The sequence below is a fragment of the Bacillus sp. FSL K6-1560 genome (assembly GCF_038592935.1).
In the GTDB taxonomy this organism is placed as follows: Bacteria; Bacillota; Bacilli; order Bacillales; family Bacillaceae; genus Bacillus; species Bacillus subtilis.
Genome location: NZ_CP151946.1, coordinates 3,441,279 through 3,462,997 on the forward strand (window position 1 = coordinate 3,441,279; position 21,719 = coordinate 3,462,997).

The 21,719-nt window shown below is 48.3% G+C and carries 20 protein-coding genes; 4 read left to right on the top strand and 16 right to left on the bottom strand.

Annotated elements, in window-relative coordinates; genetic code table 11:
* The first annotated feature begins 42 nt into the window (after window positions 1-42).
* Entirely contained in the window at window positions 43-1,110 is a 1,068-nt protein-coding gene (locus NYE22_RS18385) for a PLP-dependent aminotransferase family protein (RefSeq protein WP_342412039.1), read from the top strand.
* A 57-nt stretch (window positions 1,111-1,167) separates the two neighbouring features.
* Here the strand turns inward: NYE22_RS18385 and NYE22_RS18390 are convergent, their stop codons facing one another.
* The 3 genes from NYE22_RS18390 to NYE22_RS18400 all read right to left on the bottom strand — a co-directional run bounded on the left by NYE22_RS18390 (window position 1,168) and on the right by NYE22_RS18400 (window position 3,116).
* Window positions 1,168-1,812 carry a Bax inhibitor-1 family protein gene (locus tag NYE22_RS18390; protein WP_342412040.1) on the bottom strand — a complete coding sequence of 215 codons (645 nt, stop codon included), beginning with the start codon at window positions 1,810-1,812 and terminating at the stop codon, window positions 1,168-1,170.
* Window positions 1,813-1,921: 109 nt separating this feature from the next.
* Window positions 1,922-2,089: a YezD family protein gene (locus NYE22_RS18395; protein ID WP_003244522.1), complete on the bottom strand. Its 168-nt coding sequence runs from the start codon at window positions 2,087-2,089 to the stop codon at window positions 1,922-1,924.
* Between the two features lie 154 nt (window positions 2,090-2,243).
* The gene (locus NYE22_RS18400) at window positions 2,244-3,116 is read right to left on the bottom strand and encodes an STAS domain-containing protein (protein WP_029317447.1); all 873 of its coding nucleotides are present in this window, start codon (window positions 3,114-3,116) and stop codon (window positions 2,244-2,246) included.
* Window positions 3,117-3,313: 197 nt separating this feature from the next.
* Here NYE22_RS18400 and NYE22_RS18405 point away from each other — a divergent pair, with 197 nt between their 5' ends.
* The 3 genes from NYE22_RS18405 (at window position 3,314) to hmoA (ending at window position 4,740) form a co-directional block, all read left to right on the top strand.
* Complete coding sequence (locus NYE22_RS18405; protein ID WP_031315514.1) at window positions 3,314-3,856, top strand: hypothetical protein; 543 nt, start codon at window positions 3,314-3,316, stop codon at window positions 3,854-3,856.
* Window positions 3,857-3,947: 91 nt separating this feature from the next.
* Window positions 3,948-4,310, top strand: a complete 363-nt coding sequence (locus NYE22_RS18410) for a VOC family protein (protein ID WP_003233803.1) — start codon at window positions 3,948-3,950, stop codon at window positions 4,308-4,310.
* A gap of 103 nt (window positions 4,311-4,413) precedes the next feature.
* Window positions 4,414-4,740, top strand: a complete 327-nt coding sequence (hmoA, locus tag NYE22_RS18415) for a heme-degrading oxygenase HmoA (protein ID WP_003243958.1) — start codon at window positions 4,414-4,416, stop codon at window positions 4,738-4,740.
* Between the two features lie 36 nt (window positions 4,741-4,776).
* Here hmoA and NYE22_RS18420 read toward each other — a convergent pair whose 3' ends face one another.
* The 13 genes from NYE22_RS18420 to rhgT form a co-directional block, all read right to left on the bottom strand.
* On the bottom strand, window positions 4,777-5,472 hold the full coding sequence (locus NYE22_RS18420; RefSeq protein WP_032726686.1) for a DUF421 domain-containing protein: 696 nt from the start codon (window positions 5,470-5,472) through the stop codon (window positions 4,777-4,779).
* A 74-nt stretch (window positions 5,473-5,546) separates the two neighbouring features.
* Window positions 5,547-6,887: an alpha-galacturonidase LplD gene (gene lplD, locus NYE22_RS18425; RefSeq protein WP_077671635.1), complete on the bottom strand. Its 1,341-nt coding sequence runs from the start codon at window positions 6,885-6,887 to the stop codon at window positions 5,547-5,549.
* Window positions 6,888-6,895: 8 nt separating this feature from the next.
* Complete coding sequence (locus NYE22_RS18430; protein WP_003242715.1) at window positions 6,896-7,783, bottom strand: carbohydrate ABC transporter permease; 888 nt, start codon at window positions 7,781-7,783, stop codon at window positions 6,896-6,898.
* 13 nt (window positions 7,784-7,796) lie between these two features.
* On the bottom strand, window positions 7,797-8,753 hold the full coding sequence (locus NYE22_RS18435) for a sugar ABC transporter permease (protein WP_015482931.1): 957 nt from the start codon (window positions 8,751-8,753) through the stop codon (window positions 7,797-7,799).
* A gap of 54 nt (window positions 8,754-8,807) precedes the next feature.
* Window positions 8,808-10,316, bottom strand: a complete 1,509-nt coding sequence (locus tag NYE22_RS18440; protein ID WP_169038060.1) for an extracellular solute-binding protein — start codon at window positions 10,314-10,316, stop codon at window positions 8,808-8,810.
* Between the two features lie 121 nt (window positions 10,317-10,437).
* A complete protein-coding gene (locus NYE22_RS18445) occupies window positions 10,438-13,011 on the bottom strand; it encodes a hypothetical protein (protein ID WP_342412041.1) in 2,574 nt (857 codons plus the stop codon).
* Between the two features lie 43 nt (window positions 13,012-13,054).
* The gene (gene yesZ, locus NYE22_RS18450; protein WP_342412789.1) at window positions 13,055-15,046 is read right to left on the bottom strand and encodes a beta-galactosidase YesZ; all 1,992 of its coding nucleotides are present in this window, start codon (window positions 15,044-15,046) and stop codon (window positions 13,055-13,057) included.
* 7 nt (window positions 15,047-15,053) lie between these two features.
* Complete coding sequence (locus NYE22_RS18455; protein ID WP_161986694.1) at window positions 15,054-15,707, bottom strand: rhamnogalacturonan acetylesterase; 654 nt, start codon at window positions 15,705-15,707, stop codon at window positions 15,054-15,056.
* A 156-nt stretch (window positions 15,708-15,863) separates the two neighbouring features.
* Window positions 15,864-17,702 carry a rhamnogalacturonan exolyase gene (rhgX, locus tag NYE22_RS18460; RefSeq protein WP_161986695.1) on the bottom strand — a complete coding sequence of 613 codons (1,839 nt, stop codon included), beginning with the start codon at window positions 17,700-17,702 and terminating at the stop codon, window positions 15,864-15,866.
* A gap of 45 nt (window positions 17,703-17,747) precedes the next feature.
* Entirely contained in the window at window positions 17,748-19,610 is a 1,863-nt protein-coding gene (gene rhgW / locus NYE22_RS18465; RefSeq protein ID WP_342412042.1) for a rhamnogalacturonan lyase, read from the bottom strand.
* 120 nt (window positions 19,611-19,730) lie between these two features.
* Window positions 19,731-20,357, bottom strand: coding sequence for a YesL family protein (locus tag NYE22_RS18470; RefSeq protein WP_021481258.1), 627 nt, complete (start codon window positions 20,355-20,357; stop codon window positions 19,731-19,733).
* Complete coding sequence (locus NYE22_RS18475; RefSeq protein WP_161986696.1) at window positions 20,354-21,016, bottom strand: YesU family protein; 663 nt, start codon at window positions 21,014-21,016, stop codon at window positions 20,354-20,356. The genes NYE22_RS18470 and NYE22_RS18475 overlap by 4 nt, the downstream gene beginning before the upstream one ends.
* Window positions 21,009-21,707, bottom strand: coding sequence for a rhamnogalacturonan acetylesterase (rhgT, locus tag NYE22_RS18480; RefSeq protein ID WP_125121412.1), 699 nt, complete (start codon window positions 21,705-21,707; stop codon window positions 21,009-21,011). Before rhgT ends, NYE22_RS18475 begins: the two co-directional genes overlap by 8 nt.
* Window positions 21,708-21,719: the final 12 nt, after the last annotated feature.

The window sequence follows — 21,719 nt, forward strand, 5'->3', positions numbered from 1 at the left end:
TGTCATACTGATACAGGGGATATTGTAGATTTCAAAACGGGAATGCCCGACCTGCAATTATTTCCGAGAATTCAATGGCAAAAGGTGTACAGTGAAACAATGAAAAACAGTCCAAAGCAGTTATTCGGGTATGGCAAACCTGAGGGACTGTATGAATTGAGAAAGGCTTTAGCCGATTATCTCTATTTAAAACGAGGAATTTGCTGCTCCAGTGAAAACATCATTATTACAAATGGGGCCGCACAAGGACTTTCTATTTTGTCTCATGCCTTGGTTCATCCTGGTGATTCAATTTGCTTAGAAGATCCTTGTTCAATTGATATTTACCGAATATTCAACCAAAAGAACTGCTCTATGTATTCTCTTGAAGTAGACCAGCTGGGTGCAGTCACCAAACATCTGAAATTCAAAGAAGCCCCAAAGCTGATCTATGTGACGCCATCCCACCAATTTCCACTTGGCGGAACACTGCCGATTCAAAGAAGAATTGAATTAATTCAATACGCGAGGCACCATAACACTTATATTGTAGAAGATGATTATGACAGTGAATTTCGCTATACTAGCCCCGTTATCAGTTCGCTCTATGAACTTGATCCGGACCGTGTGATTTATATTGGCACATTCAGTAAAACATTGTCGCCCGCTCTTCGCATCGGCTATTTGATTTTGCCCGATGAACTGATTGAACAATGCAGAAAAGAAAAATGGTACAGCGACCTGCATTCTTCCCTTTTCGAGCAGAAAGCACTTGCTGAATTTATTTCACAGGGCCACCTTGACCGTCAGATCAGAAAAGCCAATAAGATATATAAGCAAAAAAATAACCTGTTAACAAAAATGCTGAAGAGAGAATTTTCATCCATTTGCATTATGGGGGAAAGCACAGGTCTTCATTTAGCGGTCGACTTTCAGTATGATCATCCGAGTGACAAGTTTCAGCAGGCACTAAAAAAGGAACGGGTTCATATCTATCCGGCAAATGATTATACTAGACGATCTCATAGCCATAATTCAAAATGGTTGCTTGGCTTCGGCCATCTGAGCCTTGAGGAAATTGAAAAGGGTGTAAGAAGAATTAAGCGAGGACTAGACTCAATCATTGTTTAACTGTTACCTGATCACTTGCATTCATAAAGCGCCTATCCAAAGACAGGCGCTTTTTCATTAATCATCACTGCTCAAAATGCCGAAGAAGCGGAGCAGGTTGATGAACAAGTTGATAAAGTCAAGGTACAGCGATAACGCCATAACCGGAATCAAGTCTTCCGTAATGTGGCGGTGTTTGATTTGGTTCAAATCATACAAAATGTAAAGGGAAAAGACGATGGTTCCGATCACGGAATACGCCATCATCGCCGCTGAGTTTAACGGGCTGAAAATGTTGAAAATCCCTACCACTGCGAGTGCGAGCACCGCAACCAGCAGAAATGACCACAGGAAGGATAAATCCTTCTTCATTTTTGCGCCGATTGTGCCTAAGACGGCAAAAATGACAAATGTAGAACCAAAGGCTTCGAGCACGACATAGGCGCCGGCGATGGAAGCGTAATGGCTGACGATCGGAAATAAGGTAATGCCGGAAACGAACGCGAATGTATATACAAACGCATACCCGACCGCTTTTCTTCTGCACATCCAGAAGGCCAGAATAATCATCGCCACTTCAAGAATAGAAAGCGGCAGCATCAAAGCGACAGGAACAAATTGGCCGATAAAAAGGCCGACAGTCGCGATCAGCAAAGTGAAGACAAAGACTGTCAAAATGCGTTGCATGATCGATTGCTTACTCTCGTGAACCGTAGCTTGCATGTCAAAAATCCTCCTAAAAAATGATCTTAAAGGTCTATTATATAAAAATTGGATGAAATATGTATATGTTTTAAGGAGAATTTAATGAAAACAAACGCCCTTTACATTATCATTTTGATTCTTTCCTTTTCAGCGAAAAACGGTGCTTTTCTATTTTCTCAATTTGGGTAATCTGAGAATCATGAACCGTAATCTGAACCGTGCCGAAATCGAGTGTTTCCAGCGAGCTGATGATTTTTTCAATCACTTCCGGATCAATCGTTGATTTAGAAACCAAAAGACCTTCCCCCCTGTTGAATAGGTTTTAATTCACAGTATTCTTATAAGAATTATAATATTATGTTTTTTTTGATAAATCAATGGTGATTTCTGTTCAAATCAAAAAGGCATATGATCAACCGGTGACGGACAATCATATGCCTGGAAACTTCCTATTTGTTTTCTTCCAATTCCTCAACAATACAGCGGACACCCATATTTTCTAATGCCTGCTTCAGCGTGCCGTACGTTTCATATTCACTAAAATCAAGCCCCAATTGAATCGATGTTTGGGCCACATCCGGGCGAATCCCTGAAAATACGGCTTTGACGCCTAATAAGAAAAGCGTTTTAGACAGGTTGTACAATTGCTGAGCCACCATGGTATCCACAATCGGAACACCCGAAAGATCAACGACGAGGCTTGTGATTTTTCTCTCGACACAGCGGACCGGCACTGTTTCTAAAATGACCTGTGCCCGTTTTGTATCAATGGAGCCGATAAGCGGCAATATCCCGATTCCATCGGCAATGGAAATAACCGGGCAGCCAAGCTCTGAGATCAATTCCTGCTGAGATGTGAGCCTCATCAGCATGAATTTTTGGTACTGCTCGGAGAATTCAATAATCAGCTTATCGAACGACTGATTCACAATGCGGTTCCATCGGTCTGCATCCTCATTTGTCACAATCTCCTGATTCTCTTTTATAAATGTGACGACTGCGTCCCAGAATGAAATTCTTGAATTGGATATGGCTTCTACGACCTCATGAACTTGAACATCCTGCTCTACCCTGTTTTTCGCAACGTTTTGCGCCCATTTTGTCATGTTTTCTTGAAAATCGGTTTGATCCTCCAGAAATGCGCTTGCGATTGTTATATTGGTAAATGTATGCTGCTCGGTTAAAAGTGTTTTCGTTTCTTCACTTAAATGGCTGGCGGAATATAGCTCGCCTTTTAGCTGGCAACGCAAACTGAACCATTTCTCAGTAATATCCGCAGTGTTGTCTATGATATATTGATATAATAATTGATCGATATTCACGGTCTGTCTCCTTTTTCGTAATAGAAGCACTTTCATTATAAAATGATAAATCGGAATTGTGAATAAGACTAGAGAAAAATCAAATGATTCTGCTCTCTGAGAGCATTCCTGCTTCATATCCTTAGGCGAATGCACCAATAAGAGTCCGCCCGCATAAACTGCAATGTACAGTTTACAATGAGAAAGGACGTTATCACATGTATTATGTTGATCCTTATATGTTTGCGGGGCATTTTTATGAGCCTTGGCCTGCTTTTGAATATGAATACCGATATCCATGGCCTGGCATTGGCAGCGGCGCTGTTCCGGGCTTCGGCGGCGGCTCCGGCCCTGGCATTGGCGGTGGCGCTGTTCCAGGCTTTGGCGGCGGCTCCGGCCCTGGTATTGGCGGTGGCGCTGTTCCGGGCTTCGGCGGCGGCTCCGGCCCTGGTATTGGCAGCGGTGCCAGCCCAGGCTTCGGCGGTGCGCCGCAGGGACCTCCTCCTTCCCAAATACCAGCGAAACCCCCAAAACCGCAGGGTTCTCAAGGAGCCGTTTTGTTAGTTGAACCAATCACCATTCGTCCTTGCCTTTTCCGATTTACCTATGTTTGGTTAACCAATGGCCGCTCATTTTGGTTTTACCCGATCATCCTTGGCAGAAGATCCGTCGGCGGCTTTTATTGGGATTCCTCACGTCGCCGCTGGGTTTATTTCGCCTTAGACACAAATCACATCGATGTTGTAAGCTGCTCATTTTAAAAATCAGCCGGTTTCCCGGCTGATTTTTTTATGTTACTTCGGCCGTAAACAGGTTATAGTATTATTATCTTTTCAACTTGGAGGTTTCCCTATGATCAAACAAATTGGCACTGTTGCTGTATATGTCGAGGACCAGCAGAAAGCGAAGCAATTTTGGACAGAGAAGGTAGGCTTTGATATTGCAGCGGACCACCCAATGGGACCTGAAGCAAGCTGGCTGGAGGTTGCGCCAAAAGGGGCCGAGACTCGTTTAGTCATTTACCCGAAAGCCATGATGAAAGGCTCAGAGCAAATGAAGGCTTCTATTGTGTTTGAATGCGAAGACATCTTTGGTACATACGAGAAAATGAAGACAAACGGTGTAGAATTTCTCGGTGAGCCCAATCAAATGGAGTGGGGCACCTTCGTTCAATTTAAGGACGAAGACGGAAATGTGTTTTTATTAAAAGAATAAACTGTTGCGCACGGCGGTTCGATTCCGCCCTGCGCTTTCTTTGACATTGAGAATGAATTTCATTTACAATTATTCATATGTGAGAATGATTGGAGTGAGACAAATGTTTGTACAGTTGAGAAAAATGACGGTTAAAGAAGGCTTTGCAGATAAAGTCATAGAACGTTTCAGCGCTGAAGGAATCATTGAAAAACAAGAAGGTTTAATTGATGTGACAGTGCTTGAGAAAAATGTGCGCCGCGGTGATGAAGAAGTTGTTGTCATGATTCGCTGGGAATCAGAGGATCACTGGAAGCAATGGGAAAAAAGCGATGCGCATATCGCCGGCCATAAAGCAAACAAAGGCAAACCAAAGCCTGACTATCTGATCAGCACTGAAGTGAGCATGTACCATGTACGTGCTGTCAAACAAGGGACATACAATCAATAAAAAGCTTGCGCCTTGCTGCAAGCTTTTTTCTAAGAGTCATGTTGATCTGCTTTGTTCGTACGTTACAGTATACAGCGGCTTATTTTTATGCCATTCTGCAAATAACACGTCCTCTGTCTTATCAATGTTCTTCTTTTTCAATTCTTGTTTCAGCCACTGTTCATCCACACCTGCTTCCTTCAAATTATCCCGCACAATCTCTCCATCTATGATTAACGTGATCGGCAGAGAAACGGACTTCGAAGGAATCTGCAAATCCTTATTTGTCGGTTTGTCAAAGTCTGATTTTGGAAGCACGCTGACCATCCCGTTTGTTTCAAGAATCGCATATTCTACTTCTTGGATCGAAAAACTCCCCGCTTGCCTCAATAGGCTTTGCAGCTGGTTAATGTCTATCTTATTTTTCTTCATTACTTTATATTGAAGCTCTCCTTTGCGGATGACGATATTCGGCTCACCCTCCAAGAACTTTCGCGATGATTTCATTTTTTGCGTGATAAATTCAATAACATAAATCAGCACGCCCCACAGCAGCGAAGCAAAAATGATTTCTTTTATTTTGATATCATGATCGTAGACGGCATTTCCGACCAATTCTCCTAAAATTAAAGCAGAAATAAAGTCAAACGGCGTAATTTGAGAAAATTGGGTTTTCCCGAGAAGCTTTAAGATAATAAATAAAATGCCTAAACCGCAGACCAATTCTACCGCAACACTTAAATAATCTCCCATATTGATAGCACCTACTTCTTGATTATACTATCAGTATGGTCAATGGTTTCTTTTCTAAACCGGAAAAGCTCCGCTCAACGTTGCATGGTGCATTGGAGCATGTCATTGAAAAGCTGCTCTGCATCACTGCGGTCAATCCTGACAAGCGGGTCATTGAGGAAAGCTTGAAACGCGAGGCCAGTATCCTTTGTTAAACCTGCGTCCGCCACTGCCTCCTGATTGGATATATGCCTAGCCGCCAGCATTTCCACACCTTTCGGAAGGGCTCCGGAAAAAATCGGCTGGACACGGTTCCTTGTGATGAATGCGTTTGTTTCGACAATGGCTTGTATAGGAAGGTTTGAGACCTGGCCTTGATTCGGCATATTTACATTTGTGACGAGTTCACCCAATCCGAGAAGAGCCGCTATGATGTTCACGCCTTCTTCTCCCGAAGCTTTCTCAGCAACGCCCCGTTGTTGCACGATCAACCGTTCTGTTTCTTGTCGTTTCTCAGCTCTGTCTTGTTTTCTGAATGATATAGGTGTGAGATGAAATTTCCATACTTCAGGCTGTTTGAGGTATGGGCCGGGAAGAAACTCTGCCAGATGCCTGTCTCCCGCAGCAGGGATGGCGCCATACGTTTCAAATAAATCAAACGCAACACGGTGTGCCGAACAAAAGACGCTGTCCCTCCAGCTTTCCCCCTCCAGCTCATATCCTGATTCCCCATAGTGCGCGCTGAATTCACGGAATATAGGCAGCAGGTCAATATGGCGGTAAGAGGCTTTTGTGATCCATGTAAAATGGTTAATGCCGAGCACATTAACGCGGATATCCTCACGCCGCGGCACCTCTATCCCCAGCCTTTCCGTGACCATTTCCGCCAATAGCTTTTGCGTCCCGAATACCTCGTGGCAGCAGCCAATCGCTTTGATTCCGGGAAACACTTTATACAGCACTCTTGTACAGACAGACATCGGGTTTGTATAATTAATGACCCATGATTCAGGTGCGTAGTCTCTTATTGCCCGGGCAATTTCCGCAAATATCGGCACAGCACGCAAGCCCCTGATGATCCCTCCGGGCCCGACAGTATCACCTACAGACTGATAAATACCGCAGCGCTCAGGCAAGTGGACATCGACTTCCATATCATCCAGTGATCCCGGCAAAATGGAAATAATGACGATATCAGCGGCTGATAACGCCTTTTTCAAAGTAGAAACAGCCTCATATCTCCATCTGCCGTTCCCGCTGTGATTGCCGATCACTTCATTTTTCTGAGCGGCTTCAAAATCAAGATCATAGAGCGCCACCGTGCCTGACATCCGTTCATCAATCGACAAATCACTCATCAGGCTTCTGGCCCAGCCTTGGGACCCCCCGCCGATATAGGCAATCTTAATCTGATCTAATGTACTGATATGAAACACTCCCTTTCTCAGCCTTTCACCGAACCGATCAGCATTCCTTTTGCAAAGTGTTTTTGTAAAAATGGATAGACCGCCAAAATCGGCAGCGTCGCAATGACAATGACAGCGAGTTTAATTCCCTGCTCCGGCGGAACTGCATTTTGCATCGTATCACCATTGGTCGCCGTTAAATCCGATAAAATTGTGACTTGGCGAAGCACCATTTGCAGCGGCCATTTTGCACTGTCATTGATATATAAGAGAGCGTGGAAGAAATCATTCCAAATCCCGACCGCATAAAACAGCGCAAAGGTCGCAATAACTGGCTTTGACAGTGGCAGGGCGATCCGCCAGAAGACGCCGATTTCGGAACAGCCGTCAATTTTTGCTGATTCCTCCAGCTCGCGCGGCAGCTGCTGAAAGAAGTTTTTGATAATAATAAGGTTGAACGGATTAATCGCCATCGGCAAAATCAATGCCCAATACGTATCCAAAAGGCCAAGTGATTTTACGACAAGGTACGTCGGAATCATGCCGCCTGAAAACAGCATGGAGAAAATCACCAGATTCAACAGCAGATTCCGTCCCTTCACATGCCGCTTCGCCAGCGGATATGCCATCGTGAAGGTGAAAAACAGCTGTACAGCCGTCCCAACCACCGTGATGAAGATGGACACGCCCATGCTTCGAAGGAACGTCGGTGTCGAAAACACATACTTGTAAGCATCAAGTGTAAAGGTTTTCGGGAAAATAAAGAAGCTCCGCTGGGCGAGTTCCGCTTCTGTCGCAAAGGAACCGGCGATAATATATAAAAACGGCAAAATGGTAATCGCGCCGACACCGCCGAGAAACAGAATGTTGCAGACGTCAAACACCCGTCCGGCTTTGGTGTTGTGCATCGTGTGAATTTCAGCCATACCTCTCCCTCCTCTAAAACAATCCTTCCTGATCAAACTTTTTCGCAATGTAATTGGCGCCAAAAATCAAGATAATCCCGACAACTGATTTAAACAAACCGACCGCCGTGCTGTAGCTATATGCCCCTTGGGTAATCCCCATCATGTACACATACGTGTCGAAGATGTCAGCCACACTGCGGTTGAGTGAGTTCGTCATCAAATACACCTGTTCAAAGCCAAGATTCAAAAAGCTGCCGATTCTTAAAATCAACAAAACGATAATGGTGCTTCTGATCGCCGGCAGCGTAATATGCCACATTCTCCTGAACCGCCCCGCTCCGTCCATGATGGCCGCTTCATACTGCTCTTGATCAACCGTAGCGAGCGCTGCCAAAAATAGAATCGTTCCCCAGCCTGTTTCCTTCCAAATGCTTTGCATCACAATCATCGGCCGGAACCAGTCTGCATCCGACAAGAAAGAAATCTGCTCACCTGTCAGGCTCATGATCATTTTGTTGATCACACCTGTATCGACAGTAAAGAAAACGAAGGTGATGCTGACCACAATTGTCCATGATACAAAATGGGGTACGTAAATGAAGGTTTGGATACATCTTTTATACGCGGCCTTTCTTACCTCATTCAAAAGCAGGGCTAAAATGAGAGGCGCGGGAAAGGCAAACAAAAGATCCAGGCTCGCCAGCATGAGGGTGTTGCGCAGCAGCCGGAAAAAATCCGGATTCATAAAAAAGTCTTTGAAATAATCAAAACCGACCCATTCGCTTTTCCAGAAGCCAAGATATGGCGAATAGTCTTTAAAAGCGATCAGCACGCCCCACATCGGCAAGTATTTAAAAATCAAAAAATAAAGCAGACCGGGAATAAGAAGAAGATAAAGCCATTTGTCCCGTTTGAGCGCAGCCATCCAGCTGATGCCTTTTCCAGCGGTGAGAACAGGTGAATCTCCCTTCTTCGGCACTGTTTCCATATCTGTTCTCCTTTCGTGTTACCGGGGCGCCCGCCGAAAGGCAGGCGCATCGGTTTATTTTGACGATTGGTACAATTTGTTCAAGTCCTTCATCAGGTCATTGCCGCCGCTTTTTTTCCAAAGCTCCACTGCATCAGCGAACCCTTTTTCATCAATTTCTCCAATGATAAATTGTGTTCTCGCGTCGAGGATGATGTTGTCAAGCTGGGCTCCTTTTTGGGTATAGACATCAGATACAAGCGACTCAGCCGGGTTAAAGACGGCTATTTTTTCTCCTTCGGTTATGATGTCCTTGCGATGCTGAAAAAGCTTTGTTTTCTGGTCTTCGATGTAATACTCGCTTTTCGGAATCGACATGCTGAACTGTGCCAAGCCTTCATGCTCATACAGGAGAGATTTGTTGTTTTTTTCAAGTGAGGTGAATACGCCGTCCTTGAGCTCGTAATTGCGGCCCTTTACTCCGTTGTTCGTGAGAATCTGCGCTTCCTTATCATTCATCTTATCGAGGAAGGACAGCACCTCTTTCAGCTCTTTTTCGGTTTTGACGCTTGATTTTGGTATCGTGATCATGCCTGAATAACCAGATGTCGGAAAGGTGCGCTTGCCATTCGGTCCCTCAAGCGAGCCGACGATATCAATGATATCCTTGTTCGACTCATCCGCCTCCTCCATCGCACTTTGGATTTGAGACGCTCTTGAGCCTGTATCAACGATGACACCCGCTTTTCCTTTTACAACCGGATCATTCCACTTCGCAGAATCCATGACAGCAAAATCCTTATTGATCAAGCCCTCATCATAGAGCTTTTTAAAAAACGTGAGCGCATCCATGTATTCCTTCGTTGTAAAATCTGGAATCAGCTTTCCGTTTTCAACACCGTAGCGGTTCGGAGCGCCGAACCAGATTTGCAGAACATCCCATGGGCTTCCGTTGCCGAGTCCCATCCATTTCGGCACGACCATGCCGTACGTATCATCCTTGCCGTTTCCGTCAGGATCTTTTTCCTTAAAGGCTTTCAGCACTTCATAGAAATCATCAAGCGTTTCCGGCATATCCAGACCGACATTTTTCAGCCAGTCGGTTCTGATGATCATACACGCCCTGATCAGATCCCTCGTTCTGTAGATTCCGTACACCTCGCCGTTCACCGAGCTGTTCTTCAAAATCTTTTCATCTGCCTGGCTTAAATTCTTGTAGTCTTTTAAATAAGGAGACAGTTCCCAAAACGCCCCTGCTTTGACAGACTTGATAAAGCCGGCTGACTTATCTTTAATGACAATCGCGTGAGGCATCTCTCCTGAAGCCATGACGATGTTGAATTTGTCGTTGTAGGATGAATCAGGCACCCATGTGACCTTAATCTCTTTGCCTGTGTATTTTTCGAGCGCTTTTAATGAAGGGCTTTTATCACTCGGGCTTTCCGGCGATAAAAGCGGCGCCATAATTTTGATCGTATCTTTCGAACCGCTTGCTGAATTGGATGTTTCCGAATGGCTGCATCCGGCGATCACCATGGTAGCAAGCGGCAAGGCCATCCATTTTTTTCGCATTCTTATTTTCATGTTGCGTAAGTCCCCCTTTTTTCAATTTGCATTTCCCCTTTGCCCCTCTCAATATAAAGCGCTTACATAAATTCTTGCAATCTTCATTTTTTGCACCATTTCTCCTATGAAATTCCGGCTGTTATCCTTTTTTGCCCGATGTTTCTTTTTTTGCCGGAAGGGAATCTCCGATCAGTTCCAGCGCCGCTATGACATTTAAACACCATTGAGAGACAGTGTTCGTTGTCACCCATGGAAGCTCCTCTAGCTGCGTCCATGTCTCGATGCGCTCCGGTTTGATCGGAAGCGGCGTATGGCTGAGCTTATCTTCTAGCAAAAGATTCCACGCTTTGGCGGCGAGATGAGGATCTTGTTTTTTTCTTGCGGCGTAGGCTGTCATACCGGCGGCGAACATCGGCCAGTGAAAATGCCCGTCATGAAGAGCGCCTCCGCTTTTTTTTCGTTTTTCCTCATCACTGAGTGTGTAAAATTCGCCGAATTCACTCAGCATATCCTCCCATTCCCAGTCATCAAGAAGCTCAGCCAGCTCCATCCACACTTGCGGCGCGCCGAAGGCAATGATCATATGATATCCGCCCGCAATGCCGTCTCCCATATGATGAAGCATCGAGGTCGCCGGATCATATTCAAATGTCGGGCCAGATAATAAGCGGAGCGGCAGCCGCTTCAGACAGTTGATTCCCGTTTCGATTTTTTTGAGATATTCCGAATTTTCGGTCCGCTCCCATTCCGCCAGCCAGTTCGAGCAAAACGCCGCCCAGTCCGGTCCCGTTCTGGCGTGAGTCGGGTGCTTGCCTTTCTCGTAAAAAGCGCGCATCGGATCGGTTTTGACAAGGGCATAATCGGCATCCTTCACTTCTGTCAAAAGATCTCCCGTCCGGTCATCACCCGTCAGATAATAATAGAATTTATGAAGCCCGGCCATGCTGATTCTCGCTTCCTTGCAGCCGCATCCCCAGTGTACAACATTATGCCGTGAGCCAAGCCCGGCATATTCACCGAGGTGAAAGCTGTCCGTTTCACTCGTATGGCGGGTCATGGCTTCTGCCATTCGGAAGATATCCTCTCTGCCTGAGCGGAAAAACGCCTGCCACAGCCATAGGGTCGGAACGAGCTCATTGTTTTGCCATGCGTATCCGCCGAGATCGTACCGCCACATATGCCGGATCGGGTCATACGTATGCATGACATCGCCATAATGCCAAAAACCGTACCATCTGCGTTGCTCTACTTCCTTCTTATAAAACAGAAAGGCCGCATCAAGCTGTTCTTCCAGCTCTTTTTTGAGCGGATGGGATGTGTCAATGATGCTCCATACTCCGAGTGCTTTTGATTCGTAATAGACGTCCGGCTCGCATACAATGAGCGGCGGCGCCTGCCATTTGTCAGCCAGCGCATTGAGGACTTCGTCAGACGGCATGTGCGAAAAGCACGCCAGGCTGATTTCATTTGTGTTCGCAATGCCTGTCGGATCAGAGCGCATTTCATCAAAGCCTTCATACGCGCTGGCCACGTGGGTGTTTCCTGTATAATGCCGCAAATCCATCGCTTCGCCGTCCGGAGGCCAAAGCCAGATAGTCATTTTGGGGCGGCTGCCGGCAAGACCTGTGATTTCCAGTGCTGAAGGATATTTCTCAAAGAAATACCGCAGGCCGAGAGCCACACCGCCATTTTCGCCGCCCGCATAGCAAAGCCCCTTCGCCCGGCTGCCATGCAGCATTCCAACCCACGCATAATCTTTTCCGGTCCGTTTTGACAGGCTGTAATGATCGCTGGAATCTTGCACGAGCTTGACATCGTCCCAAACCGTATTCTGTGTGCCATGTGCAAACCATTCCTTATGCTCTTCATCTGGAGACAGCATTTCGCCATTGATTTGTTTTTCATAAAGCGGATATCGTTCATTGAATTTACGTGTGCCAAACAGCTGGGCGGGTTCTTTGTACATCCCTTTCTCTCCCGCAAAGCGGAAATGGCGGTTGTACGGCTCTCCCTCCAAAAAAAGGGCAAATTCGATGCAGAGCCCCTTTATGAATTCTTGTTTACCGCTCCTGTCAATCAGCTGCGTGTGCACAAGGCCGATCTCAGACAGCCCGGCATAAAACGTCAATCGGATGACAAACGGCAGCCATTCTTCATTCGTTTTATGGAGCACATGCACTCCCTCGATTTTGACTACTGCTTTGACAGGACCACTCTGCTCAATCGCCGCCCGTTTGATAAAGCTGACAGACCTTTCATGCAAAAAAACCGTTTCCGCCGCCGACTCTTTTCTCGTTTCTCTTATTGCAACGAGCCTCCCGCCTGCGGCGATCGGCTTTCCGTTGATCTGCAATGATTGAATGAAATCAGATCCTGTTTTATGAATGGTACAAACGAGTGCTCCTGTATTCACTTGGATGTCATGCTCTGTCTCAAGAATGCTGAGCGATTCAGTTGGCTGCGGCACTTCTCTTTTGCGAACTGTAAAGCTTTGGTTTTCCTGACCGCCAAACACCGCCGCGTGCTTCGTCCACTTGATGCTCCCGTCCGGCCAATAGGCCGACGGTTCGCTTTGCACATATCGCGTTTCCGCGTTTTCATTCATAAGCGCCAGACGGTCTCCCTTTTTTAATTCTCCTTTTTTCCATGGCACGCCCCACGTCACGCCGCTTGTCAACTTTGGCTGTTCTGATAACCATTTGATCTTTTTCATCGGTCTCTCCCTCCATAGAAAAAAGCTGATTCGATGCAAAGAATCAGCTGTGATTGTCAAATTGAATCACACGGTATTCATGCGGTCCGACCGCCAGCCTCCCCGCCTTTTCCAAACGGTTCGTCAACAGATCTGTTCCCGCTTCCGGCAGTGTCACACTTCCTCCTTTTCCATCCATATTCACGATGATCCACACAAGGCCGTTATCGCCTTTGCGCGGGGCAACGATCGTGCCGGGTGTTACATCCGAGCGGACAGAAATGGCTGCCTCAGCGGCGTAATGCCTGACAAGCGCCTCCAGCATCGCATCCCCTTCTTTCCCGGATGGAAGCGAGCCCAGCATGACAATTTTCCCCTCGCCGTAATTCCGTTCCGTCAGAAAAGCATGGCCCGCCCCCGGTCCTGCTTCAACCGTGCCAAGGGTGTTTCCGCTCTCTGTGTCAAACACCGCGCTCCATAGTCCGAGCGGCGCCGTGATGCCAAACGCTTTTCCTGCATTCACGTTCTCATTCATCGGAAAGGTAAAAAGTGTTTTGATCCCTGACGTTTTCTCAAGTTCGCCAAGTCCGCAATCGGTATGAATGGTATGCTCGCATGTGCGCCCTCCTGTCAGCGGCCCGGTGATCCAGATGCCGCCCGCTTCAGCGAATGCCGAAGCTTTTTTGATAAATTCAGAAGACAAATACGGCACAAATGGCGTAAACAGCAAGCGATAGCCGTCCAGTGGAGCGCCTTCCGGAATAAGGTCACGGTGAATCCCCGTGTTGAGAATACGTTCATAAAAATGCGTCACAAGCGAACGATGCCGGAGTCCCCGGTGAGGCTCAGTTTTAATAAATGCTTTTGATCTGTCAGAGTAAGTCATCGCCGCCTCGGCTTGAACGGGTTCAGTCGATAGAATAACAGGCTCGATTTCCTTTCTTGCCCGCTCAACCGCCAGCACATTTTGGTAGCCAATGGTGGGTTCGCCCCAGGCACTGAGAACCGAACCGTGGGAAATCTCGCTGCCTGAACGCTGCTGTCGCCATAGCCAGTAGCAAAACCCCTGGCTCCCTAAGGCGTAGGACGATACGGCTTCGGCCTGCAAATACCCGTCTGCGTGCGGGTAAGCGGAGCTTTCAAGCGAGGCGGCATACGACGGACTCGTTTCCAAAATCCAAAACGGGCGCCCTTGTTTCAGATTTCTCCATAAATCACAGTTCAATAAAAAGGCAGAGGCGTTTTCCTGCGAAGCGTACGTGTCATAGGAGGCAAAATCGAGATTCTGAAACATTCGCTCATTGTCCACGCTGAACATGACTGATCCGTTATGCGTGATCGGCGCATCTGAATAGCAGCGGATGATTTTGGCCTGTTCATCCGCAAACGAAGCGATCATCTCCATCGAAAACATCTGATACATAGTGCGTAGAGAGGCATGATGCAGAAACGGGGCCGGTCCCGGCTGCGGGACTTGCTCAAACGTCTGATAGGTCTCGCTCCACACATCGGTTCCCCAAGCTTCATTCAAGCGCTCAATTACCCCGTAGCAATTTTTGAGCCAGTCATGCCATAGGCGCAAGCATGTCTCACACATGCATTCTGCAACATGGCATTTAAACTCATTGTCTAGCTGCCAGCCGATCAGCCCCGGGAGCCGGCCAAGCTCCTTGGCGATGGCTGTGGTGATGATGGCGGCTTTTTTTCGGAAATACGGGTTGTTCGTACAGGCATGCTGACGGGAGCCATGCCCCATGATCTCTCTTTTTTCATTGGCATGCATGCGTTCGGGCCGGCCATGTGAGAACCAAATCGGCGGTGTAGGCGTCGGCGTGCACATAATCGTTTCGATCCCGCTATCATACAGCCGGGCGATGATTTCTTTGAAAAAACCGACGTCAATTTTTCCTTCTTCAGGTTCCATGACAGACCAGGCAAATTCGCCGATCCGCACAACATTTACGCCAACTTCACGCATGATGTCAATGTCCTGCTGAATCGTCTCTTCATCCCATAATTCCGGATAATAGCAAGCGCCATGATACAGTTTTCTCATCATATTTTCACCTTTCTTTGATGATCGATTCTGTCAATGGCAGGCCGAGCTCCTTTATGCCTTTTGCCACAAGTTTCGCCATTTCATTTGCGCCTTTTTTTGTAAAATGCGTGTAATCGTTAATCCCTTCTGAAATCATAAAATAGGTGTATACTTTTTCCTCGCCCTTCTCAGTAAAGAAAGCAAGGCTTTTCTCCATCAGATCAATGAGCTGGACATTTTCCTCTTCAGCCGTCTGCTTCATGGCAATGCAGTAATCTGGAAAATCGTTCAAAAACACGCCGTTTTCGTAATGAAAGCGGGCTACGGGGGTAATGAGAAGCGGATGGGCGCCTTTTTCCCGCGCGCCTGCGATATACTGCTTTAAATATTGTTTATAAGTAGTGTAGGGCTCGGTGTAGCGCTCCGGCTTATTTTTCGACGCGTCATTATGGCCCATCTGCACGAACAGCCAATCATCCGGCTCAATCACATCAAGGATTGCCTGAAGCCTGCCCTCTTCCACAAATGTTTTCGAGCTTCTTCCCCCGATCGCTCTGTTGATCACTTGAATATGCTCCGGCAAATGCGAGCCGAGAAACTGCCCCCAGCCCTCTTGATTTGTGCTGTCTCCATATGTTTGAACAGTCGAATCGCCGGCAAGATAAATATGATTTGCCATTTTCATTCCCCCTCGTTTTTTATACAGCTTCCATCACGGATAGCTCTTCCCTTGAAAAAGACCGGTGCGTACAGCGCTTGAGCATTGGTTCGTCCTGCCCGTTCTCTAATCATCTTGTCGTAGCGTTCAGCCTTTGCGTCTTATTCCTTAGTCCTCCTACAGCGGCGCCTCCGCTTTACTTCCCGCTATGTACAGGGCGGGCTTCGGCGGTTTTTTCATTCCCGTTCCGAGGTAAAAGCTCGTGTGCGGCGGCTGGTTGTAGGCGGTATTCTGCCAGGCGATGCCGAGCCTGTAAACCGGATCATGCATCAGCGTGTAAAAGCGGTGGCGGGTGAGATGTGTCGTTGTATAGATACGGAGCGCGCTGCTGTCTTCCGTTCTCCATATCACTTCTTCCCGCCAGTCTCCGAACAGGTTGGCCTGAAGAACCGGGTTTCCTTTCGTGCCGTTGTTGGACAGCACGCCGGCCGGCTGAAATATCGTCTTCAGACAGCCGTTTTCAGCATCCCATTTTTCAATCTTTGGCCTGCCAATCGTTCCGTCCCAGTCATGATCAAGCAGTTCTCTGACCAAATCACCGTCCCACCAGATGGCGAAATTGGCTGAAGCGGGTGCTTTGTCGCTGATTTTTTCGCCTTTGCTCGTAAAAAGCCCATACGACATGCCATCATTGCCCGGCGGATCAATTCCCCAGACGAGCGACCCTTTGTAGCTTGGGTCAATATGAGCCGCCATGCCCCGGCCAACGTCAGTTCCAGCATGGACGCCCCATAATATCTCACCGGTTCCGGCATCTCGCAGCGACAGTCCGTACGGCTTCGTGGCGTCCTCATGCACCTGGAACACTTCAAGCCCTTTTCGTGACGGGTCCAGATCCCCTACATGCATCGCGTCTCCGTGCCCGAGCCCCGTTGAGTACAGGCCGGTTCCGTCATGATCGACAGCCATTGCGCCGTATATGATTTCATCTTTTCCGTCTCCGTCGACGTCCACCACGCTTAAACTGTGGTTCCCCTGTCCTGCGTACGCTTCATGTCCCGGACGGTTGGAGTCAAATACCCAGCGTTTTTTGAGCCTTCCGTTTCTGAAATCGTATGCCACGAGCACGGCTCTCGTATAGTAGCCGCGCGCCATTACAAGGCTCGGCCGCTCCCCATCCAAATAAGCGATCCCGGCGAGAAAACGGTCCATCCGGTTTCCATAGCCGTCTCCCCAATCCTCCAGCTTGCCGCGGGGCGGTTCATATTCCACGGTCGTGAGCGCCTCACCGGTTTCTCCTTTAAACACCGTCAAATATTCCGGACCGGACAAAATTCTGCCCTGTTCGTTTCTAAAATCGGCATGCTCATCACCGATGATATGTCCTTTCCCGTCTGTTGTGCCGTCAGCTGTTTTCATGGCGATTTCTGCTTTTCCGTCACCATCCAGGTCATACACCATAAATTGCGTGTAATGAGCACCCGCCCTGATGTTTCTGCCGAGGTTGATGCGCCACAAAAAGGTGCCGTCCAGTTTATAGGCATCTATGAGCACCTCCCCGGTATAACCGTCATGAGCGTTGTCTTTTGAATTGGATGGGTCCCACTTCAGGATCATTTCATATTCTCCATCCCCGTCTATATCCCCGACACTGGCATCATTGGCGCTGTAAGTGTACGGCTTTCCGTCCGGCGTCACACCGCCTTCCGGTTTGGCAAGCGGAACCTCCAGGACATTTTCCTGCCAAACACGAGCTTCCTTGGAAAGCTTTTCTTCCCGTCCTTTATTGACAGCCGCCACTTGATAAACAGAGTCAGCCGTTCCATTTTGATCGAGAAAATTAGTGCTTTCAGCGATTAGATCGCGGGTGATCCGCTTTCCATCCCGATAAAGGTGAAAAGCCGTCGTCTCATGATCTGTTCCGAGAAAACGCCAGCTGACAAACACGCCCTGATCTGTCTTTACCGCAATCAAACCTCTGGTCAAGTATTCCATTTGCCTCTTTTTTGGTTTCATTTGATGGGAACGGGCTGCGCGCAGCCCGTTCCTTCCCCCTTTCAGTTAAGGCGAATACATATTTGGTTTTGGCTGTTCCGCCATGCCGTCTCCTAAAAAGAAGCTTGTGTGCGGCGGCTGGTTATAGGCGACATTTTGCCAGGCGATGCCAAGCCGGTACACCGGATCGTGCATCAGCGTATACAGCCTGTGCTCAGTAGGAATGGTCGTCGTGTAAATGCGCAGAGCACTGCTGTCCTCCGTTCTCCACACCACTTCCTCGCGCCAGTCACCGAGCAGATCAGCCTGAAGCGCCGGTGTTGCTTTTGTGCCGTTGTTAGCCGCTGCGCCTGATGCAGTCAGCACATTTTTCGATACGCCGTTTTGATAATCCCACTTATCAATTCGGTTGCTGTCCAGCTGTTCCCGGAGCAGATCGCCGTCCCACCAGATGCCGAAGTTGGTCGAGGACGGAACCCCGCTTCCGATTTTGACCCCTTTCGCTGAGTAGAGAGAACCGTTTGCCCACACCTCCTGTCCCGGATAACGCGGGTCAATATCAGCAGCCATTCCCCGGCCTACATCCTTGCCGGCATAAACGCCCCAAAGGATTTTTCCGGTTGCAGCATCCCGGAAAGATAAGCCGTATTTTGCATTTTTGTCCTCATGAACTTGAAACACCTCAAGCCCCGGCCGGCCCGGATCAAGATCTCCTGTATGGAGGGCATCCCCATGGCCTAAGCCGGTCGAGTACATGCCTTTCCCGTCATGATCAACAGCCATTGAGCCGAAAATAATCTCATCTTTTCCATCCCCGTCAACGTCCGCGATGCTCAGGTTGTGATTCCCCTGTCCGGCAAACGCTTCATTTCCTGACTTTGAGGAGTCCAGCGTCCAAAGCTTTGACAGCTTTCCGTCCCTGAAGTTATAGGCAACTAGCATGGTTTTAGCGTAATACCCTCTGGTCATGATCAGGCTCGGCCGCTGTCCATCAAGGTAGGCAATGCCGGCGAGAAAACGGTCAACACGGTTGCCGTAGCTGTCTCCCCAATCCGACACATTGCCGCGCGCCGGTTCAAAATTTGCGGTGACAAGCTCTTTCCCGGTTGAACCTTGAAACACAGTGAGATATTCAGGGCCTGAAAGCACACGCCCCTGTTCATTTCTGTAATCTGCATTGGCATTTCCAATTACTTTGCCCGTGCCGTCTTTTGTCCCGTCTGCCGTTTTCATTGCCACTTCCGCTTTTCCGTCACCATCAAGGTCATACACCATAAACTGGGTGTAGTGCGCGCCCGCTCTGATGTTTTTGCCGAGATTGATCCGCCATAACTTTGTGCCGTCCAGTTTATACGCGTCAATCAGCACGTCACCCGTATAGCCATCCTGTGAATTGTCTTTTGAGTTAGACGGGTCCCATTTCAGGATCAGCTCGTATTGCCCGTCACCATCCACATCGCCAACACTTGCGTCATTAGCGCTGTACGTGTAAGCTTCACCCTTTGGCGTCGTGCCGCCAGCCGGTTTATCCAGCGGGACGGAATGATACGGCTGCGCCCATACGGAGGCTTTTTCAGAAGCCGGCTGTTCGGTACCGTTTACAACAGCACGAACCGTATACGTTGAGCCCGCCGATCCGTTTTTATCCACATAGTTCGTGGTTTTGACAGGCGCAGCATTCAGTTTTTGCCCGTCTCTGTACACATTGAACAAAACAGATGCGTTTTCGGTTCCAAGAAACCGCCAGCTGACAAAAATGCCCCCGTCCGTCTTGACCGCTACGAGCCCCCGGTTCAGCGCTTCCATCTGCCGCGCTGCCCCTTCAGCTTTCACAGGACATACAGAGGTTCCCATCACCAACAAGACCAGCAACGTAACAGCGGTAAACATGCGTTTCCTTCGTGTAATCATCAGACAGCTCCTTCTCATTTATCTGTAAGCGCTTACTTAAATTGGATTTTATGCGCTGTGTGTGCTGTCTTCAATTTCACTTTTTTGCATCTGCCTATTTCGGACACTGCACTTTTTTGCGTATTTGTCACTTTTTTGTTACCCGGCTTGATGGTGCTGGGCCTCCGTCTTTTGAAATCCCCTTAGAGCAAAAAACATCAACACAAGCCCAAATAAACACGGGCCGTAAAATGGGATCAGGCCAGGAAGCGTATAAAGCAAATAAAGGACAAATCCGCACCCGATCAGCATACAGCCGGTTGTCAGCGGTCTCATGGCGCCAAACAGCAGTGCCTGCGGAATATATTTGCGAAGCGGGAGCTGGTAATGCACATAAAGGGGAAACACATACATCAGCGCGATGATATACAAAAGCCCTGCAAGCAGCGTGCAGTTTGTTACGGCAAAGGACAGCCAATTCGTACTGGCAGAAAAATAATGATAGTTGGCAGACAATATGATCAAAAGAGCCGAAAACGCCAATCCGATCGCATTAACCTTGAGAAATTCTTTTTTATAGGTATCGAGAAATAACGGAAATATCGGGACATCCTTTTGCCCCATCAGCCATTTCCTTATAACGGCACACATCGCGGCTGTGCTCGGCGCCCATCCGAAAAGAACGCCGCCCAAAAGTGTAAACAACAGCCACAGCCCGTTGAGCCATGCTATTTTCACCACCGCTTCGCAGCCTGCATAAAGCGCATCCGTTACAGTCGTCTTCATCTTCTCACCGCTTGATGCACGGCAAAATCCCTGTAAACGGCTTTCATGGGGGCCATCTGCCGGAACCCGATTTTTCCTTTTGTTAACACAGGCCCATATGTGCTGCCGTCGTCCATCCACTCAAGAATGGGCAGACCATTGATTGAAAAGTGCACATAGCCTTTGTCTTTGATCAGCTTCATACGATACGGAGAATCAGCGTCGTCTGGAGAAGGCAGCGGATCGGCCCCCATTGCGGCGAGGTGGAAACCGCGGCTTTTTCTTAAATTGCAGGTGCGGAACGCTCTTTCCTCCGCGTATTTTCTGCGGAAATACGACAGGTGGAGCGCATTGATGTCCCCCGAATGATACTCGGGGTATTTTCCCGTTCTTTTCTGGAGACTTGGATCAAACAAATCCTCGCCTCCCATTCCCGCAGCAGAAAAAAACAGCATACACAATCCCGGCTGCTCGATCGGGGAGAAGTCCCATGTCACAATGATGCCGTCTGGAAAGGTTTCCGGACACCAAAAGACAAAGTGCGCTTCGTCCTGAACATGTGACAGGTGCAAGCTGTGATCGTCAAATGAGATCTTTCCGCCTCCCTCCATCCGCCAGTCCTTCACATCGCTTTTAGACCGGAGCGGATTGCGGTACAGGCACGCGCCTTCCTTATACATGTTCTTTTCCCTCCCGGCTCACAAGGTGGTCCTTAAGCGGAAGTCCGAGCTCTTCAATGCCTTCTGCCACAAGCTTCGCAACCTCCATTGCACCTTTTTCCGAAAAATGCGTATTGTCCTCAATGCCGTCCGGGTAATTCGGATGTTCATTCGGCTGAAACCAAACGAACAATCGCTTCGACTCCTCCGGCCCGTATGCTTCATACAGCACCTTTGTTTTCGCAAGCAGATCAATCACAGGTACATCGAGCTCCTTCGCCAGTGCATTCATCGCATCGGGATACTCACCGAGGGAATGCTCGATCCGTCCGTTTTCATCAAAGCGGCGGCGCTGCACCGATGTGACGAACACAGGATGCGCGCCCTTTTCGCGTGCCGTATCTGCAAACAAGGTAAGAAACTGCTGAAATGTGGAGTACGGCTTCGTCCCCCGCGGTTTTTGGTCATTGTGGCCGAATTGAATCAACAAATAATCGCCTTGTGTGATGCGTTCGGCAATTGCTTGAAGCCTTCCTTCCTCCACAAAAGAATTGGTGCTCGCTCCTCCTTTGGCATGATTGTGTACCACTACCTCTTCAGAAAACAATTGCCCGAATACCTGCCCCCACCCCGCCATCGGCGCTTCATGAGGCGGGCAGTCACTCACAGTGGAATCTCCCGCTAAAAATACTTGAATTGGTTTCTTCATCACATGTTCTCTCCT

Excerpts from the sequence above, each read along its gene's own strand:
- NYE22_RS18385 (WP_342412039.1), top strand. The coding sequence starts at position 43 with ATGCCCGACCTGCAATTATTTCCGAGAATTCAATGGCAAAAGGTGTAC.
- NYE22_RS18390 (WP_342412040.1), bottom strand. The coding sequence starts at position 1,812 with ATGCAAGCTACGGTTCACGAGAGTAAGCAATCGATCATGCAACGCATT.
- NYE22_RS18405 (WP_031315514.1), top strand. The coding sequence starts at position 3,314 with ATGTATTATGTTGATCCTTATATGTTTGCGGGGCATTTTTATGAGCCT.
- NYE22_RS18410 (WP_003233803.1), top strand. The coding sequence starts at position 3,948 with ATGATCAAACAAATTGGCACTGTTGCTGTATATGTCGAGGACCAGCAG.
- hmoA (WP_003243958.1), top strand. The coding sequence starts at position 4,414 with ATGTTTGTACAGTTGAGAAAAATGACGGTTAAAGAAGGCTTTGCAGAT.
- NYE22_RS18420 (WP_032726686.1), bottom strand. The coding sequence starts at position 5,472 with ATGGGAGATTATTTAAGTGTTGCGGTAGAATTGGTCTGCGGTTTAGGC.
- NYE22_RS18430 (WP_003242715.1), bottom strand. The coding sequence starts at position 7,783 with ATGGCTGAAATTCACACGATGCACAACACCAAAGCCGGACGGGTGTTT.
- NYE22_RS18435 (WP_015482931.1), bottom strand. The coding sequence starts at position 8,753 with ATGGAAACAGTGCCGAAGAAGGGAGATTCACCTGTTCTCACCGCTGGA.
- NYE22_RS18440 (WP_169038060.1), bottom strand. The coding sequence starts at position 10,316 with ATGAAAATAAGAATGCGAAAAAAATGGATGGCCTTGCCGCTTGCTACC.
- NYE22_RS18445 (WP_342412041.1), bottom strand. The coding sequence starts at position 13,011 with ATGAAAAAGATCAAATGGTTATCAGAACAGCCAAAGTTGACAAGCGGC.
- yesZ (WP_342412789.1), bottom strand. The coding sequence starts at position 15,046 with ATGAGAAAACTGTATCATGGCGCTTGCTATTATCCGGAATTATGGGAT.
- NYE22_RS18455 (WP_161986694.1), bottom strand. The coding sequence starts at position 15,707 with ATGGCAAATCATATTTATCTTGCCGGCGATTCGACTGTTCAAACATAT.
- rhgX (WP_161986695.1), bottom strand. The coding sequence starts at position 17,702 with ATGAAACCAAAAAAGAGGCAAATGGAATACTTGACCAGAGGTTTGATT.
- rhgW (WP_342412042.1), bottom strand. The coding sequence starts at position 19,610 with ATGAGAAGGAGCTGTCTGATGATTACACGAAGGAAACGCATGTTTACC.
- NYE22_RS18470 (WP_021481258.1), bottom strand. The coding sequence starts at position 20,357 with ATGAAGACGACTGTAACGGATGCGCTTTATGCAGGCTGCGAAGCGGTG.
- NYE22_RS18475 (WP_161986696.1), bottom strand. The coding sequence starts at position 21,016 with ATGTATAAGGAAGGCGCGTGCCTGTACCGCAATCCGCTCCGGTCTAAA.